Origin of the sequence: Streptomyces sp. NPDC093064 (genome assembly GCF_044754605.1) — a bacterium.
Taxonomy (GTDB): Bacteria; Actinomycetota; Actinomycetes; order Streptomycetales; family Streptomycetaceae; genus Streptomyces.
The window spans coordinates 138,830-154,134 of sequence record NZ_JBIVPK010000008.1 but is presented as its reverse complement, the minus strand read 5'-3'; the positions used below and the strand labels follow the sequence as shown (position 1 = coordinate 154,134).

17 protein-coding genes and 5 tRNA genes are annotated in these 15,305 nt (G+C 71.6%); 6 read left to right on the top strand and 16 right to left on the bottom strand.

The genetic code is table 11. From position 1 onward, the window contains the following. Positions 1–3 precede the first annotated feature (3 nt). Positions 4–1,728, bottom strand: coding sequence for a DAK2 domain-containing protein (locus ACIQFZ_RS12810; protein WP_402691208.1), 1,725 nt, complete (start codon positions 1,726–1,728; stop codon positions 4–6). A 273-nt stretch (positions 1,729–2,001) separates the two neighbouring features. Here ACIQFZ_RS12810 and rpmB point away from each other — a divergent pair, with 273 nt between their 5' ends. Beyond that, positions 2,002–2,187 (top strand): 50S ribosomal protein L28, encoded by a 186-nt coding sequence (gene rpmB, locus ACIQFZ_RS12805; protein ID WP_003993230.1) that lies wholly within the window; start codon positions 2,002–2,004, stop codon positions 2,185–2,187. A gap of 154 nt (positions 2,188–2,341) precedes the next feature. Here rpmB and thiD read toward each other — a convergent pair whose 3' ends face one another. After that, positions 2,342–3,172 carry a bifunctional hydroxymethylpyrimidine kinase/phosphomethylpyrimidine kinase gene (thiD, locus tag ACIQFZ_RS12800; protein ID WP_402691207.1) on the bottom strand — a complete coding sequence of 277 codons (831 nt, stop codon included), beginning with the start codon at positions 3,170–3,172 and terminating at the stop codon, positions 2,342–2,344. After that, entirely contained in the window at positions 3,169–4,134 is a 966-nt protein-coding gene (locus ACIQFZ_RS12795; RefSeq protein WP_365421759.1) for a thiamine-phosphate kinase, read from the bottom strand. Before ACIQFZ_RS12795 ends, thiD begins: the two co-directional genes overlap by 4 nt. 206 nt (positions 4,135–4,340) lie before the next feature. Between ACIQFZ_RS12795 and ACIQFZ_RS12790 the strand changes: the two genes are divergently transcribed. Then, positions 4,341–4,574 carry an Lrp/AsnC family transcriptional regulator gene (locus ACIQFZ_RS12790; RefSeq protein WP_003997603.1) on the top strand — a complete coding sequence of 78 codons (234 nt, stop codon included), beginning with the start codon at positions 4,341–4,343 and terminating at the stop codon, positions 4,572–4,574. Positions 4,575–4,594: 20 nt separating this feature from the next. Then, complete coding sequence (locus ACIQFZ_RS12785) at positions 4,595–5,077, top strand: DUF3515 domain-containing protein (RefSeq protein ID WP_365421762.1); 483 nt, start codon at positions 4,595–4,597, stop codon at positions 5,075–5,077. A 66-nt stretch (positions 5,078–5,143) separates the two neighbouring features. Here ACIQFZ_RS12785 and ACIQFZ_RS12780 read toward each other — a convergent pair whose 3' ends face one another. The 3 genes from ACIQFZ_RS12780 to ACIQFZ_RS12770 all read right to left on the bottom strand — a co-directional run bounded on the left by ACIQFZ_RS12780 (position 5,144) and on the right by ACIQFZ_RS12770 (position 8,239). Further along, a complete protein-coding gene (locus ACIQFZ_RS12780; RefSeq protein ID WP_365775751.1) occupies positions 5,144–6,301 on the bottom strand; it encodes a D-alanine--D-alanine ligase family protein in 1,158 nt (385 codons plus the stop codon). A 115-nt stretch (positions 6,302–6,416) separates the two neighbouring features. After that, on the bottom strand, positions 6,417–7,427 hold the full coding sequence (locus tag ACIQFZ_RS12775; RefSeq protein ID WP_402691206.1) for an NAD(P)H-dependent glycerol-3-phosphate dehydrogenase: 1,011 nt from the start codon (positions 7,425–7,427) through the stop codon (positions 6,417–6,419). Then, entirely contained in the window at positions 7,424–8,239 is an 816-nt protein-coding gene (locus ACIQFZ_RS12770; protein ID WP_402691205.1) for a lysophospholipid acyltransferase family protein, read from the bottom strand. The genes ACIQFZ_RS12775 and ACIQFZ_RS12770 overlap by 4 nt, the downstream gene beginning before the upstream one ends. 199 nt (positions 8,240–8,438) lie before the next feature. On the opposite strand from ACIQFZ_RS12770, the gene cofC reads away from it, so the two are divergent. Both cofC and ACIQFZ_RS12760 read left to right on the top strand, forming a co-directional pair. Further along, positions 8,439–9,077: a 2-phospho-L-lactate guanylyltransferase gene (gene cofC, locus ACIQFZ_RS12765; RefSeq protein WP_365775749.1), complete on the top strand. Its 639-nt coding sequence runs from the start codon at positions 8,439–8,441 to the stop codon at positions 9,075–9,077. 9 nt (positions 9,078–9,086) lie between these two features. Beyond that, complete coding sequence (locus ACIQFZ_RS12760) at positions 9,087–9,290, top strand: hypothetical protein (protein ID WP_141358005.1); 204 nt, start codon at positions 9,087–9,089, stop codon at positions 9,288–9,290. Between the two features lie 130 nt (positions 9,291–9,420). On the opposite strand, the gene ACIQFZ_RS12755 is transcribed toward ACIQFZ_RS12760, so the two are convergent. The 4 genes from ACIQFZ_RS12755 to leuC form a co-directional block, all read right to left on the bottom strand. Then, positions 9,421–10,047 carry an HU family DNA-binding protein gene (locus ACIQFZ_RS12755; protein ID WP_383058959.1) on the bottom strand — a complete coding sequence of 209 codons (627 nt, stop codon included), beginning with the start codon at positions 10,045–10,047 and terminating at the stop codon, positions 9,421–9,423. A gap of 136 nt (positions 10,048–10,183) precedes the next feature. Beyond that, entirely contained in the window at positions 10,184–10,414 is a 231-nt protein-coding gene (locus ACIQFZ_RS12750; RefSeq protein WP_361416336.1) for a hypothetical protein, read from the bottom strand. A gap of 308 nt (positions 10,415–10,722) precedes the next feature. Next, positions 10,723–11,316, bottom strand: coding sequence for a 3-isopropylmalate dehydratase small subunit (gene leuD, locus ACIQFZ_RS12745; RefSeq protein WP_365421783.1), 594 nt, complete (start codon positions 11,314–11,316; stop codon positions 10,723–10,725). Positions 11,317–11,321: 5 nt separating this feature from the next. After that, positions 11,322–12,746, bottom strand: a complete 1,425-nt coding sequence (gene leuC / locus ACIQFZ_RS12740; RefSeq protein WP_365775748.1) for a 3-isopropylmalate dehydratase large subunit — start codon at positions 12,744–12,746, stop codon at positions 11,322–11,324. 187 nt (positions 12,747–12,933) lie between these two features. Between leuC and ndgR the strand changes: the two genes are divergently transcribed. Continuing rightward, on the top strand, positions 12,934–13,650 hold the full coding sequence (ndgR, locus tag ACIQFZ_RS12735) for an IclR family transcriptional regulator NdgR (RefSeq protein ID WP_365438012.1): 717 nt from the start codon (positions 12,934–12,936) through the stop codon (positions 13,648–13,650). A 202-nt stretch (positions 13,651–13,852) separates the two neighbouring features. Here the strand turns inward: ndgR and ACIQFZ_RS12730 are convergent. The 6 genes from ACIQFZ_RS12730 to ACIQFZ_RS12705 all read right to left on the bottom strand — a co-directional run bounded on the left by ACIQFZ_RS12730 (position 13,853) and on the right by ACIQFZ_RS12705 (position 15,155). Then, positions 13,853–13,925 (bottom strand) — tRNA-Glu (locus ACIQFZ_RS12730). 28 nt (positions 13,926–13,953) lie between these two features. Further along, positions 13,954–14,025: transfer RNA gene (locus ACIQFZ_RS12725), tRNA-Gln, on the bottom strand. 20 nt (positions 14,026–14,045) lie between these two features. Continuing rightward, positions 14,046–14,118 (bottom strand) — tRNA-Glu (locus tag ACIQFZ_RS12720). A gap of 29 nt (positions 14,119–14,147) precedes the next feature. Further along, positions 14,148–14,220, bottom strand: a tRNA-Glu gene (locus ACIQFZ_RS12715). Positions 14,221–14,258: 38 nt separating this feature from the next. Next, positions 14,259–14,330: transfer RNA gene (locus ACIQFZ_RS12710), tRNA-Gln, on the bottom strand. A 90-nt stretch (positions 14,331–14,420) separates the two neighbouring features. Beyond that, the gene (locus ACIQFZ_RS12705; protein WP_402691204.1) at positions 14,421–15,155 is read right to left on the bottom strand and encodes an HAD family hydrolase; all 735 of its coding nucleotides are present in this window, start codon (positions 15,153–15,155) and stop codon (positions 14,421–14,423) included. Positions 15,156–15,305 lie beyond the last annotated feature (150 nt).

The window sequence follows — 15,305 nt, the reverse complement described above, 5'->3', positions numbered from 1 at the left end:
GGCTCACTCCACCCCGATGAGCAGCAGCGCTCCCTGCCGGCCGCCCTGGTAGACCACCGTGTCGACGGCGAGGTAGGTCTCGCGGACGCGGGTCTGGAGGCGGTCGGCGATCGAGTCGGGGGCCTCGTCGCCGAGGACGAGGGTGACCAGTTCGCCGCCGGCCGAGAGCATGCGGTCCAGGACGGTCTCGGCGGTGGCCGCGACGTCCGAGCCGATCACGGCCACGTCGCCGTCGATGAGGCCGAGGACGTCACCGGCCTGGCAGATGCCGGCCGTGGTCCAGGACTGGCGTTCCGCGACGGCGACCTCGGCGTGCCGGGTCGCCCCTGCCGCCGAGGTCATGGCGACGACGTCCTCGTCGAAGCGGCGCCCCGGCTCGTGCACGGCGAGGGCGGCGATGCCCTGCACGGCCGAGCGGGTCGGGATCAGGGCGACGCGGACGCCCTCCCCGCGGGCCTGCTCGGCCGCGGCGGACGCGGTGTGGCGCAGTTCCGGGTCGTTGGGCAGCAGGACCACCTCGCGCGCGTGTGCCCGCCGTACGGCCTCGACGAGCTCCCCGCTCGCGAGCTGCTCCCCGGGCCGGGCGAGCACCGCGGTCGCCCCAGCCTCGGTGTAGAGCCCGGCCAGGCCCTCGCCGGGCACGACGGCCACCATGGCGCGCTGGGCCCGCTCCCGGTGCGGCCGCCCGGACCCGCCGGTGTGCGCGTCACCGGCGCCGAAGTGCGTGATCCTGATCCGGTGCGGCCGCCCGGCCTCCACGCCCGCCTCCACGGCGGCTCCGGCGTCGTCGACGTGCACGTGCACGTTCCACAGGCCGTCGCCACCGACCACGACGAGTGAGTCCCCGAGCGCGTCGAGCCGCTCGCGCAGCCGGGCGACGGCCGCGTCCTCGGCGTCCAGCAGGTAGATCACCTCGAAGGCGGGACCGCTCGCAGGCGGCGCGCAGGCGCCGGGCCCGTCGTCCTCGGCGGCGGACACGCGCGCGTGGGGCACGACCGGCCGGCCGTCAGCCGCCACCGCGGCTGCCGAGGGGGACGCGCCCTGCTCCGGCGTCCGTCCCGTGAACGTCTCCACCAGGGCCGCGAGGACCGCCACCAGCCCCCGCCCGCCCGCGTCGACCACCCCGGCGCGCTCCAGGACCGCCAGCTGGCCGGGGGTCGCGGCGAGGGCCGCGCACGCTCCCTCGTAGGCGGCCAGCGCGACCGCCCCGCAGTCTCCCTCCGCCCCGGTGGCCGCGTCCGCGGCGGCCGAGGCCACCGACAGGACCGTGCCCTCCATCGGATGCGCCACGGCCTGCCGGGCGGAGTCGGCCGCGCGCCGCAGGGCCAGGCACAGGCCGCGCCCGTCGGTGTGCGCACGGTCACCGTCGGCGGCGAACACCTGAGCCATGCCGCGCAGCAGCTGGGCGAGGATCGTCCCGGAGTTGCCGCGGGCCCCGATCAGCGCGCCGTGCGCCATCGCCCGCGCGGCGTCGGCCAGGGAGGGGCCGGAGGAAGTCCCGGCGGCCCCGCCGGTCCCGCCGCCCACCTCGTGCCCGGCGAACACGGCCTCCACCGCCGCCGCGGCGGACTCCACGGTCAGATACAGGTTGGTGCCGGTGTCCCCGTCGGCCACGGGGTAGACGTTGATCGCGTCGATCTCCTCGCGCGCGCGCCCCAGCGCCCGCAGCGCCAGTCCGCACCAGGTGCGCACCGCCGGCGCGTCGAACGTCTGCGGCACCTGCGCCACCTGCGCCTCCCTGAGCTGCTGGACTGGACGCAGCGTAGACCCCGGGGTGGTGCCGGACGGAAGAGGGCCCGCGCGGGCTCCGGAGCCACCATGGTAGTTTCGCCCTACGGACGCAGCCGTTGTATGCTGCTCCGGTTGCCCGATCCTGATCGGGCTATCCCCCTGGCAACGCCACTCGGATTTCAAGTTTCAAGAGCATTTTCTGAGCCTGAGATCTTGATCCCGGCATGCCGGGATCAACCGTAAGTGCATCTGAAGTCTTTGGAGTGACCCGTGGCTGCCAACTGCGACGTCTGCGGCAAGGGGCCGGGCTTCGGCAACAACATCTCGCACTCGCACCGCCGTACGTCCCGACGCTGGAACCCGAACATCCAGCGTGTGCGTACCGTGGTCGGCGGGACGCCGAAGCGCGTGAACGCCTGCACCTCGTGCATCAAGGCCGGCAAGGTCTCGCGCTGACGCACAGCAACAGCTAAGCGCGCGGCCACCGCTGGTTCGCTGCACTGAGCCGGTCCACCTCGGTGGACCGGCTTTTTGCCGTACCCTCGCGCGCCATGCCCGCACACGCCGTACCCGCGCACCGGGACCGCCGGTCGGTGCGCGGGCCGCGCGACTACCCCGCCTGAGGCCTGCGCAGGGCCCACCCGTGGTCCACGGGCCCGATCCCCCCGCCAAGCGCGAAGCCGGCCGCGATCGCCCCGGTGACGTACTTCTTGGCCGCCGCCACGGCCTCCGGCACGGAGTCGCCCTTCGCCAGCTGCGAGGCGATCGCGGAGGCGAGGGTGCAGCCGGTGCCGTGCGTGTGCCGCTTGTCGTACCGGGGGGCGCGCAGCCAGTGCTCCTCGGCGCCGTCGGTGAGCAGGTCCACGGCCTGGTCACCGCCGTCCTGCCCGGCGTCCCCGGCGAGGTGGCCGCCCTTGATCAGCACCCACTTCGGCCCGAACGCCAGCACCGCCTCCGCGGCCTCCCGCATCTGCTCCTCCGTCCGGACCCGGACGCCGGTCAGCTGGGCCACCTCGTCGAGGTTCGGCGTGGCCACGGTCGCCACCGGCAGCAGCCTGGTCCGTACGGTCCGAAGCGCGGACGCGGCAAGGAGCGAGTCGCCGTGCTTGGAGACGCCGACCGGGTCGACGACCGCGAGCGCGTCGGACCCGGCGATCAATTCGGCGACGGCCCCGGCCAGCTCCGCCGAGGCCAGCATCCCGGTCTTGACCGCCTGGACGCCGATGTCGTCCACGACGCTGCGGTACTGGGCCCGAACCGCCTCCACGGGCAGTTCCCACGCGCCCTGCACGCCGAGGGAGTTCTGCGCGGTGACCGCGGTGATCACGCTCATGCCATGCACACCGAGGGCGAGCATCGTCTTCAGGTCGGCCTGAATGCCGGCGCCGCCGCCCGAGTCGGAGCCCGCGACGGTCAGCACCCGGGGAGGGGCGGCGGTCATGACTCGATGTCCCCGAAGTGGTCCCAGCCGCCCTTGCTGGTCCACGGCGCGCCGTCGACCGTGACCTGGGGCAGGGCCGAGGGACTGAGCACTTCGCCGATCACCTTCCAGCGGGCCGGCAGCTTCACGTCCGGGGGGAAGGCCGCCACGATCGCGTGGTCCTCTCCCCCGGTCAGCACCCACTGCAACGGGTCGACCCCGACGGCCTGCCCGATGTCGTTCATCTGCGAGGGGATGTCTATGGCTCCGGAGCGGATGTCGATGTGGACCTTGCTGGCCTCCGCGATGTGCCCGAGGTCGGCGATCAGTCCGTCGCTGACGTCGCACATCGCGGTGGCGCCGAGCCCGGCGGCCGCGGGGCCCGCGTGGTACGGCGGCTCGGGGCGGCGGTGGGCCTCGACGAAGGCGCGGGGCGAGCGGAAGCCCCGGGAGAGCACCGCGTACCCGGCCGCGGACCAGCCCAGCCAGCCGGTCACCGCGATCAGGTCGCCGGGTTGTGCGCCGGCGCGGGTGACGGGCTCGTGGTTGCGCAGATCACCGAGCGCGGTGATCGACACCATGATCGTGTCGCCGCGCACCACGTCGCCGCCGACGACGGCGGCCCCGGCGACCTGGCACTCGTCGCGCAGGCCGTCCATCAGCTCGGTGGGCCAGGTGACCGGTAGCTCGGTGGGGACGACCAGGCCGAGCAGCAGCGCGGTCGGCACGGCGCCCATGGCGGCGATGTCCGCGAGGTTCTGGGCGGCCGCCTTGCGGCCCACGTCGTAGGCCGTGGACCAGTCCCGGCGGAAGTGCCGTCCCTCCAGGAGTATGTCGGTGCTCGCCACGACCCTGCGGTCGGGGGCGGCGACCACCGCGGCGTCGTCGCCGGGGCCGACCCGGACCGCCGGGGTGGTGGTGAGACGGGAGGTGAGCTCCCTGATGAGCCCGAACTCCCCGAGCTCACCAACAGTGCCCTTCATCGACCTTTCGCCCCTTCTGTCCCTGTACGGTCCCGGTCGCGCTTCAACGCGGTCCTCGCTACGGTCGAGGTGACCGTCAACTTCTGTCCTACCTGCACCCCGGCGCGTGCGTCACGGTCTTCCCGGGTCTCCCCACGGCGTGTGACGACGCGATACCGTGGCGTTCCTTTTCCCCACATGATCCTCGTGGCCGCCCTGGAGGTTCCGTGGTACAGGCGTACATCCTGATCCAGACGGAGGTCGGCAAGGCGTCGACCGTCGCCGAGACGATCAGCAAGATCCCTGGGGTGATCCAGGCCGAGGACGTGACGGGACCGTACGACGTCATCGTGCGCGCCCAAGCCGACACGGTGGACGACCTGGGCCGCATGGTGGTCGCGAAGGTCCAGCAGGTGGACGGCATCACGCGCACCCTGACCTGCCCGGTCGTGCATCTGTAGCCCCCGTCTACCCTTGGCCGGTGAGCTTCTTCCGTCACCGGCTTCTCGGCCTGCCCGTTCTCGCCGCGCTGATCTCCGCCGCGGGCTGTTCCCCAAGCGACGACAGCGCCACCGTGGCGGTTCCCAGCCCACGGCCGTCGGTTGCCGAACTGTGCCGGAATCTGGACAGGGAACTGCCTGGGAAAGTGGACGGACTGAGCCGCGAGGACCCCCGGCCCGCCTCCGCGCTGACCGCGGGCTGGGGAAGCCCGGCGATCATACTGCGCTGCGGTGTCCCGCGGCCCGCCGCGATGGACGATCCGGAGGCCGACGGGGCCGAGGTGAACGACGTGGGCTGGCTGCTGCAGAAGCAGGGGGACGGGTCGTTCCGCTTCACCACCACGCTGCGCCTTGCCTATGTGGAGGTGACGATCCCCGCGGGGCGGACAAACCACGGGGTGGCGCCGCTGGTCGATCTGGCCCCGGCCGTGAAGAAGGCGATCCCCAAGGGGATCGCCGACTGAGCGCCCGACACGCGCCGCGGGGGCCCTGGACGCCTGCCGGCACCGCTGCCCCCGGGGCGCGCGTCCTCAGCGCAGGCCCGTCGAACGGCGCAGCGCCGCCTGGATCAGCCGGTCCACCAGTTCCGGGTAGCTGATCCCGCTCGCCTGCCACATCTTCGGGTACATCGAGATGGGCGTGAAGCCGGGCATGGTGTTGATCTCGTTGATCACGAACTCGCCGTCCTCGGTGAGGAAGAAGTCCGCGCGGACCAGGCCCTCGCAGGAGGCCGCCTCGAACGCCTCCACCGCGAGCCGCCGCACCTCGGCGGTCTCCTCGTCGGTCAGCGGGGCGGGCACGACGCCGGGCGTGGAGTCGATGTACTTGGCCTCGAAGTCGTAGTACGCGTGCGCCTCGGGCGGCGGGATCTCGGCCGGTACGGAGGCCCGCGGGCCGTCCTCGAACTCCAGCACCCCGCACTCGATCTCACGGCCGCGCAGCGCGGCCTCCACGAGCACCTTCGGGTCGTGCCGCTGGGCCTCCTCGACCGCCTCGTCCAGGCCGGAGAGGTCGTCGACCTTGGTGATGCCGATCGACGAACCGGCGCGCGCGGGCTTCACGAACAGCGGCCAGCCGTGCTCGCCGGCGAAGTCGACGATCTTCTTGCGGGCGGCGGACGGGTCCTGCGCCCACTCGCGCGGCCGGATCACCACGTACGGGCCGACCTTGAGCCCGAAGGAGGTGAACACCCGCTTCATGTACTCCTTGTCCTGGCCGACGGCCGAGGCGAGCACGCCCGAGCCCACGTACGGCACGCCGGACAGCTCCAGGAGGCCCTGGAGGGTGCCGTCCTCGCCGTAGGGGCCGTGCAGCACCGGGAAGACCACGTCGACCTCGCCGAGCGCCTTGGGCACCGAACCGGGCTCGCTGTAGACGACTTCACGGTTGGCCGGGTCGACGGGGAGCACCACGCCGCCCTCGGCGGAGTCGGTGAGCTCCTCGACGCTCGGGGTGCGGCCCTCGGTGATGGCCATGCGCTCCGGCTCGTCGGCAGTCAGCGCCCAGCGGCCGTCGCGGGTGATGCCGATCGGCAGGACCTCGTACTTGGTCCGGTCGATGGCGCTCAGCACCGCGCCCGCGGTGACCACGGAGATCCCGTGTTCGGAGCTGCGGCCGCCGCACACGACGGCCACGCGGGGCTTGCGGGACGGCTGCTCGGGGCTCTGGGGGAGGTTCTCGCTGCTCATATCGCGATGAGAGTACCCGCTGGTATCCACGACGTCAGTGCCCGCATGGGCACCGTAGCTCAGCGTCGCACGGACGGTCGCGCAACGTGATGCGGACGGCCGAACGGCGCCGGTTTCAGCGGCGTTCGGGCTTGGCGCTGCGCGACATCAGCTCGCGGAGGGCCACCACGGGCGGCTTGCCCTCGTGCACGATGCCGACGACGGTCTCCGTGATGGGCATGTCGACGCCGTGCCGGCGGGCCAGATCCAGCACCGACTCACAGGACTTGACGCCCTCGGCGGTCTGCTTGGTGACCGCGATGGTCTCCTGGAGGGTCATGCCCTTGCCGAGGTTGGTGCCGAAGGTGTGGTTGCGCGACAGCGGCGAGGAACAGGTGGCCACCAGGTCGCCGAGGCCGGCGAGTCCGGAGAAGGTCAGCGGGTCGGCGCCCAGGGCCATGCCCAGCCGGGTGGTCTCGGCGAGGCCGCGGGTGATGAGCGAGCCCTTGGCGTTGTCGCCGAGCCCCATGCCGTCCGCGATGCCGACGGCCAGACCGATCACGTTCTTGACGGCGCCGCCGAGTTCGCAGCCGACCACGTCGGTGTTGGTGTACGGCCGGAAGTACGGGGTGTGGCAGGCGGCCTGCAACCTCCGGGCCACCGCCTCGTCGGTGCACGCGACCACGGCGGCGGCCGGCATGCGGGCGGCGATCTCCCGGGCCAGGTTGGGCCCGGTGACGACGGCGACGCGGTCGGCGCCGACCTTGGCGACGTCCTCGACGACCTCGCTCATCCGCATGGCCGAGCCCAGTTCGACACCCTTCATCAGGGAGACGAGGACCGTGTCCGGGGCGAGCAGCGGCGCCCATTCGGCGAGGTTGGCCCGCATGGTCTGCGAGGGGATGGCGAGCACCGTGAAGTCGGCGTCGCGGGCGGCCTCGGCGGCGTCGGCCGTGGCCCGCAGGTTCTCCGGGAGTTCGACTCCGGGCAGGTAGTCGGGGTTGGTCCGGGTGGAGTTGACCGCGTCGACGAGTTCGGCCCGGCGGGCCCACAAGGTCACCTCGCAACCGGCGTCGGCGAGGACCATGCCGAAGGCGGTGCCCCACGATCCGGTACCGAAGACGGCCGCCTTGACCGACTTGCTCACGTGCCCTGCCCCTCTTCCTGTACGGATTCCCGCACGGCCGGCCCGCGCTGCGCGGCCGGCACGGTCCCGCCCTGGTTCTGCGACTCGGTGCGGCGGCGCTGCTCGATCCGCTCCCGGCGCGGATCGTACGGCTCGGCGGGCGCCTTCTCGCCGCGGATCTGCTCCAGCAGGCGGGTGATGGCCGCCATGATGACCTCGGTCGCCTCCTTCAGGAGTTCCGGGGTCATCTCCTGGTCGTAGAAGCGGGAGAGGTCCACGGGCGGTCCGGCCAGCACGTGGTGGGTCTTGCGGGGCCGCAGGTGGGGCTTCTTGGCGTAGGGCGGCAGCAGTTCGTTGGCGCCCCACTGGGCGACCGGAATCACCGGGCACTTGGTCTGGAGGGCGACCCGGGCGGCGCCGGTCTTGCCGGTCATCGGCCAGCCGTCGGGGTCGCGGGTGAGGGTGCCCTCGGGGTAGAACGCGACGCACTCGCCGCGCTCCACGGCGTCGATGGCGGCCCGGAACGCACTCAGCGCGTCCGTGCTCTCGCGGTAGACGGGGATCTGCCCGGTGCCGCGCATCGCGGCACCCACCAATCCCTTCTTGAAAAGCCCGCTCTTCGCCAGGAATCGCGGCACGCGGCCGGTGTTGTACTGAAAGTGGGCGTACGCGAAGGGGTCGACGTGCGAATTGTGGTTCACCACGGTGATAAATCCGCCGTCGGCCGGAATGTTCTCCATTCCGCGCCAGTCCCGCTTGATCAGAACCACCAGTGGCGGTTTGCAGATCACCGCTGCGAAGCGATACCAGAAGCCGATTCTGCGGCGGGGCACGCGGACACCTTCCTCTAGGGCCTGGGGGGCCGCACAAGTGTCGCCCCAGGCCGCCTGTCTGTCGAGAACACCGTACGCCCGCACGTCACCGGACAGCGCTCTTGGAAGGGGCTTCGCGCCCCTCCCCTTCGCGGTCCCTCGGACGGTCCGGGGGGACTCCGGGAGACAATGACGACCACACGAGAGGGGCGGAACGCCGGTGCAGTGGACCTTGGTCATCCCCCTGAAGCCCCTGACCCGGGCCAAGAGCAGGCTGTCGGACACCGCCGGTGACGGGGTGCGTCCCGGCCTGGCCCTCGCCTTCGCCGTGGACACGGTGGCGGCCGCGCTGGCCTGCCCCGCGGTGGCGGATGTGGCGGTCGTCACGGACGACGCCGAGGCCGGGCGGGAGCTGGCGGCGCTGGGCGCCCGGATCGTCGCCGACGAGCCGCGGGCCGGCCTGAACGCCGCGCTCGCGCACGGAGCGGCGGTGGTACGGGCCTCGCGCCCCCGAAGTCCGGTGGCTGCCCTGAACGCCGATCTCCCCGCGCTGCGGCCCATGGAATTGGCCCGGGTTCTGGAGGCGGCCGCACAATTCCCACGGGCATTTCTCGCGGATTCCGCGGCCATCGGCACGACTTTGCTGGCGGCGTCCCCCGGGCATCCGCTGCTCCCGGCTTTCGGCACCGATTCCCGGGCCCGCCACCGGGCGTCCGGCGCGGTGGAACTGTCCCTTCAGGCGGTGGAATCCGTACGCCAGGACGTGGACACCGGGCACGATCTGCGGGCTGCTCTGGCCCTCGGAGTGGGACCGCGGACGGCCGCCGCCGCCGCGCGACTGCCGGTCCCGGGACAGTAGGCTGCCGTCATGCACGCCACCGCATACACGTACGACCCCGAAAGCCGCAGCGGGCAGGTGCTCCTGGACGACGGCACCCCGGTGCCCTTCGACGCGCCGGCGTTCGACGCGGGCGGTCTGCGGCTGCTGCGGCCGGGGCAGCGGGTGCGGATCGAGACCGAGGGCGAGGGGAACGGCCTGCGGATCACCCTGGTGACGCTGCAGACCTTCTGAGCAGGCAGGAAGACCGTCCGGTCGGCGCGAGAGACCTTCCCCACCAAGCGGACCGGGCCGAGCGTGCCCGAACACGCCGCGGGCCGGGCTCCCTCGGGAGTCCGGCCCGGCGCGTGAGTACCCTGCGCCGCTACTTGCCGCGGGCGGTGGTCTTCTTGGCGGTGGTCTTGCGGGCGGTCGACTTCTTGGCGGGGGCCTTCTTGGCCGTCACCTTCTTCGCCGGCGCCTTCTTGGCCGTGGTCTTCTTGGCGGCGGCCTTCGTGGCCGTCGTCTTCTTGGCCGCCGCCGCCGTGGTCTTCTTCGCCGCCGCGGTGGTCTTCTTGGCCGCCGCGGTGGTCTTCTTCGCGGCAGTCTTCTTCGCCGCCGCGGTGACCTTCTTCGCCGCGGCCTTCTTGCCGGCGGCCTTGGCAATGGTGGCGGTCGGGCCGGACAGGCTGCCCTTGGGCGCCTTCTTGACCGCGATGTCGTGCTTCGGGAGCTTCTTCGAGCCGCTCACCAGGTCCTTGAAGCCCTGGCCGGCCCGGAAGCGGGGAACGGAGGTCTTCTTGACCCGCACCCGCTCACCCGTCTGCGGGTTGCGCGCATAACGGGCGGGACGGTCGACCTTCTCGAAGGACCCGAAGCCGGTGACCGAGACCCGGTCTCCCGCGACGACCGCGCGGACGACGGCGTCCAGCACCGCGTCCACGGCCTCGGCAGCCTGCTGGCGGCCGCCCATCTTGTCGGCAATCGCTTCTACGAGCTGCGCCTTGTTCACGTCTTCCCCTTCGGAGACCTTGCCAGAACGAAAGTGTTCAAGCGTTTTCGCACGTTAGGCAGATATATACCGCAAATCAAACACGAAACGGGCTAATCACCCTTGTGCCGCAACGGACTCGACGGCCTCGGGCTGTTCAGCCTTCCTCGCCGGGGATTCGCCCCTGGTCGAGGTCTGCCGTGAACCTCTCCAGACGCCTTGTCGCACCGGCGAGATCGTGCTTGGCCGCGGCCGTAATGACCAGCAGCTTCCGGGTCAGCGCCATCCGTACGCTCTCCGGGACTTGCAGTGCGCGCACTCTTTCGTGCGCTTCCTTGAGCTGGGCCGCGACTGCCGTATAGAGCTCGAGTTGGCCGTCGTTGTCCATGCACAGATTGTGCCATCTGGGGCGAGTTGTCGCCTGCGCTGGGGGGTAACTGGCGCCTGTGACGGCCATCCGGGCGGCCGCGGCGGGCGGGGTCCGGAACCTCGTCTACCCCGGCAATAACCCGCTTAACGTGGGAAGTTGAGTGCCTCGACGGCGGCGCGCCGGGTGGTACGGACGCCAAAACGGCTGTACCCCCGATCGCCTCGATCGGGGGTACAGCGGGGTCGTACGGTGGCCGAAAGTCGACTTGCCACAGCGCCGGGGAGCGGTGTCCGGCTCGGCGGCCGATCATCGGCCGGGGCCGTGGATCAGACCGGCAGGGTGCGCGGCTTGAAGACCGGGCGCTTCGCCTCGTAGGCGGCGATGTCGGACTCGTTCTGGAGGGTGATGGAGATGTCGTCCAGCCCGTTCAGCAGCCGCCAGCGGGAGTTCTCGTCCAGCTCGAAGGAGGCGGTGATCCCCTCGGCGCGCACCTCGCGGGCGACCAGGTCGACGGTCACCTCGGCCTCGGGGTCCTTCTCGGTGAGCTCCCACAGCGCGTCCACGACCTTCTGGTCCAGGACCACGGTCAGCAGACCGTTCTTCAGCGAGTTGCCGCGGAAGATGTCCGCGAAGCGGGAGGAGATCACGGTCTTGAAGCCGTAGTTCTGTAGTGCCCACACGGCGTGCTCGCGGGAGGAGCCGGTACCGAAGTCGGGGCCGGCGACCAGGACCGTGGCACCCTGGCGCTCCGGGCGGTTGAGCACGAACTCGGGGTCCTTGCGCCAGGCCTCGAACAGCCCGTCCTCGAACCCGTCGCGGGTGACCTTCTTGAGCCAGTGGGCGGGGATGATCTGGTCGGTGTCGACGTTGCTGCGGCGCAGCGGGACGGCCCGGCCGGTGTGGGTGGTGAAGGCTTCCATGATTCTCAGACTCCAGCGGGCGTGGGGGCGTCGGACAGGTCGGCCGGGGAGGCCAGGTGGCCGAGGACCGCGGTGGCCGCGGCGACCTGCGGGGAGACCAGGTGCGTGCGGCCGCCCTTGCCCTGCCTGCCCTCGAAGTTGCGGTTGGAGGTGGAGGCGGAGCGCTCGCCGGGGGCGAGCTGGTCGGGGTTCATGCCCAGGCACATCGAGCAGCCCGCGTGCCGCCATTCGGCGCCGGCCTCCTTGAAGACCACGTCCAGGCCCTCGGAGACGGCCTGGAGACCCACGCGCGCGGAGCCGGGGACGACCAGCATCCGTACGCCGTCGGCGACTTTGCGGCTCCGCAGGATCTCGGCGGCGGCGCGCAGGTCCTCGATGCGGCCGTTGGTGCACGAGCCTACGAAGACGGTGTCCACACCGATGGAGCGCAGCGGCTGTCCGGCCTCCAACCCCATGTATTCCAGGGCCTTTTCGGCGGACAGGCGCTCCGATGCGTCTTCGTACGAAGCCGGGTCGGGGACGGCGGCCGAAAGCGGCGCGCCCTGGCCGGGGTTGGTGCCCCAGGTGACGAACGGGGACAGTGCGGCGGCGTCGATGACGACCTCGGCGTCGAAGACGGCGTCGTCGTCCGAGCGCAGGGTCTTCCAGTACGCCACGGCGGCGTCCCAGTCCTCGCCCTGGGGGGCGTGCGGGCGGTCCTGGAGGTAGGCGAAGGTGGTCTCGTCGGGGGCGATCATGCCCGCGCGGGCGCCAGCCTCGATGGACATGTTGCAGATGGTCATGCGGGCCTCCATCGAGAGCTCCTCGATGGCGGTGCCGCGGTACTCCAGGATGTAGCCCTGGCCGCCGCCGGTGCCGATCCTCGCGATGATCGCCAGGATCAGGTCCTTGGCCGTGACGCCCTCGGGCAGTTCGCCCTCGACCGTGATCGCCATGGTCTTCGGGCGGGCCATCGGCAGGGTCTGGGTGGCGAGCACGTGCTCGACCTGGGAGGTGCCGATGCCGAACGCCAGCGCGCCGAAGGCGCCGTGCGTGGAGGTGTGCGAGTCACCGCAGACCACGGTGGTGCCGGGCTGGGTCAGGCCCAGCTGCGGCCCCACCACGTGGACGACGCCCTGCTCGACGTCGCCCAGCGGGTGCAGCCGCACCCCGAAGTCGGCGCAGTTCTTGCGCAGCGTCTCCAGCTGGACGCGGGAGACGGGGTCCGCGATGGGCTTGTCGATGTCGAGGGTCGGGGTGTTGTGATCCTCGGTCGCGATGGTCAGGTCGAGCCGGCGCACGGTGCGGCCACCCTTGCGCAGGCCGTCGAAGGCCTGGGGGCTGGTCACCTCGTGCAGCAGGTGCAGATCGATGAAGAGGAGGTCGGGCTCGCCCTCGGCGCGCCGGACGACGTGGTCGTCCCAGACCTTCTCCGCGAGTGTCCTACCCATCGCTTTCCCTCCGGCCGGACGCCAAGGGCGCCGGCCCAACTAGAGATCTTGAGGATGCGGCACCCGCGCCCCCTCCGGGCGTCCGCCGCCGAGCCCGCAGGTCCACGGGCCGCCATGACTTCCAGAGTGGCGTGTTCCACGGAAAATTGAACTTGCGTTTCACAGAGTGAGACGCAAGTATCGTTGCATGGACAACAGTAGCGGCGTCGGCGTTCTGGACAAGGCAGCCCTTGTCCTGAGCGCTCTGGAGTCCGGTCCGGCCACCCTCGCGGGTCTGGTCGCGTCCACCGGACTGGCACGACCCACGGCCCACCGGCTGGCCGTGGCGCTGGAACACCACCGCATGGTGGCGCGCGACATGCAGGGCCGGTTCATCCTCGGCCCGCGCCTCTCGGAACTGGCCGCGGCCGCGGGCGAGGACCGCCTGCTGGCCACCGCCGGGCCGGTGCTCACACATCTGAGGGACGTGACGGGCGAGAGCGCGCAGCTCTACCGCCGCCAGGGCGACATGCGCATCTGCGTCGCCGCGGCCGAGCGCCTGTCCGGCCTTCGGGACACCGTCCCGGTCGGTTCCACGCTCACGATGAAGGCGGGTTCGTCGGCGCAGGTCCTGATGGCCTGGGAGGAGCCGGAGCGGCTCCACCGCGGCCTCCAGGGCGCCCGCTTCACGGCGACGGCCCTGTCGGGCGTACGGCGCCGCGGCTGGGCCCAGTCGATCGGCGAGCGCGAGCCGGGCGTCGCGTCCGTCTCCGCGCCCGTGCGCGGCCCCTCCAACCGCGTGGTGGCCGCCGTCTCGGTCTCCGGCCCCATCGAGCGCCTCACCCGCCACCCCGGCCGCATGCACGCCCAGGCGGTCATCGACGCCGCCGCGCGCTTGTCCGAGGCCCTGCGCCGCTCCGGCTGACGCAAAAAACCGGAAGGGCCGGCCTCAACGCCGCGGCAGGCCCTTCCGGCAGTCGGCTCTCCCCCACCCGCCAACCCACCGCCCGGCTCCGGCCGAGACCTACGGCAGGCAGGTACCCGCCCCTCCCCAGCCCATGGGGCAGGTGCAGAAACTCCGCGGAAACGCCGAAGGGCCCTCCCGAGGGAGGGCCCTTCCGATCGCGTACCCCCGACCGGATTCGAACCGGCGCTACCGCCTTGAGAGGGCGGCGTGCTAGGCCGCTACACAACGGGGGCGTGGACACTGCGTTTCCGCAGGTCCGAGCTGGTCTACCTGGACTCGAACCAAGACTAACTGAACCAGAATCAGTCGTGCTGCCAATTACACCATAGACCAATGATGGTTTAGACCAGTCGTACCCCCGACCGGATTCGAACCGGCGCTACCGCCTTGAGAGGGCGGCGTGCTAGGCCGCTACACAACGGGGGCCTTGATCCCTGGAATGCTCCTGAGATCCGTACCCCCGACCGGATTCGAACCGGCGCTACTGCCTTGAGAGGGCAGCGTGCTAGGCCGCTACACAACGGGGGCCTGCGGATGAGATCCGCGGTGCAGATGAGCTCTGCGAGCTGGCCTACCTGGACTCGAACCAAGACTAACTGAACCAGAATCAGTCGTGCTGCCAATTACACCATAGGCCACTGAAAAGCAAGATCCTGTGGGGATCCTGTTCTAGTGTTGCAACCGCGGTTCCGGACCTTCGGCCCGCGCCCCGCGGCGCAGGAAGAACATTACCTGAAGGTGGACGGGGCTCCAAAACGAGTATCGGAGCCGAGGATCGCGGGCAGTTCGGCGAGCGAGGCGATCCGGTGCCGGCCCGCGCCGTCGTGGTCTTCGGCGTGCACGCCCGCGCGGTCGATCCAGACCGACAGCAGCCCGGCCTCGGCGGCGCCCCGCCCGTCGATCTCCGGGTGGTCGCCGACGTACGCCACCTGGTGCGGCCCGAGTTCCAGGGCCTCGCAGGCCGCGTGGAACGCCCGCGGCTCCGGCTTGGACACCCCGAGTTCGGCGGCGCACAGTACGGTCTCGAAGCGGTCGCGCACGCCGAGGGTGCGCAGCTTGCGCTCCTGGACGTGGATGCTGGAGTTGGACAGCACGGCGTGCCGGTGGCTGGCGGCGAGCGCGTCCAGGACGGGCAGCACGTCCGGGAAGAGCGTCCAGGCGGCCTCGTAGTGGCCCAGGTAGCGCTCGAACCACGCGTCGATCGCGTCGTCGGTCAGCTCCGGCCGGGCGAGGAAGTCCCGCACCCGGTCCCGCCGCTGCTCCTCGAAGGTCGCCTCCCCCGCCGAGAACCGCGCCCACTGCGCGTCGGTGATCCGCCGCCAGTGGGCCAGGGCCTCCTCCACGGTCCCGTACCCGTCCAACAGCCCCTCGGCCACCAGGTGCGCCCGCATGCCGGCCCGGTCGGCGGTCGTGTAGTCGAAGAGGGTGTCGTCGACGTCCCACAGGACCGCTCTGATCGCCATGCCACCGACGGTACCGTCCGGACCGCCGTACGGGGACGGGCCGCTTAAAGATCCGTTCCCGGCGGGCGGTGCCGAACGCCGAGGGGCGGCACCCCGGCCGGGTGCCGCCCCTCGCGCGTACCTGCGACAGCCGTATCCGTGACGGCCGTA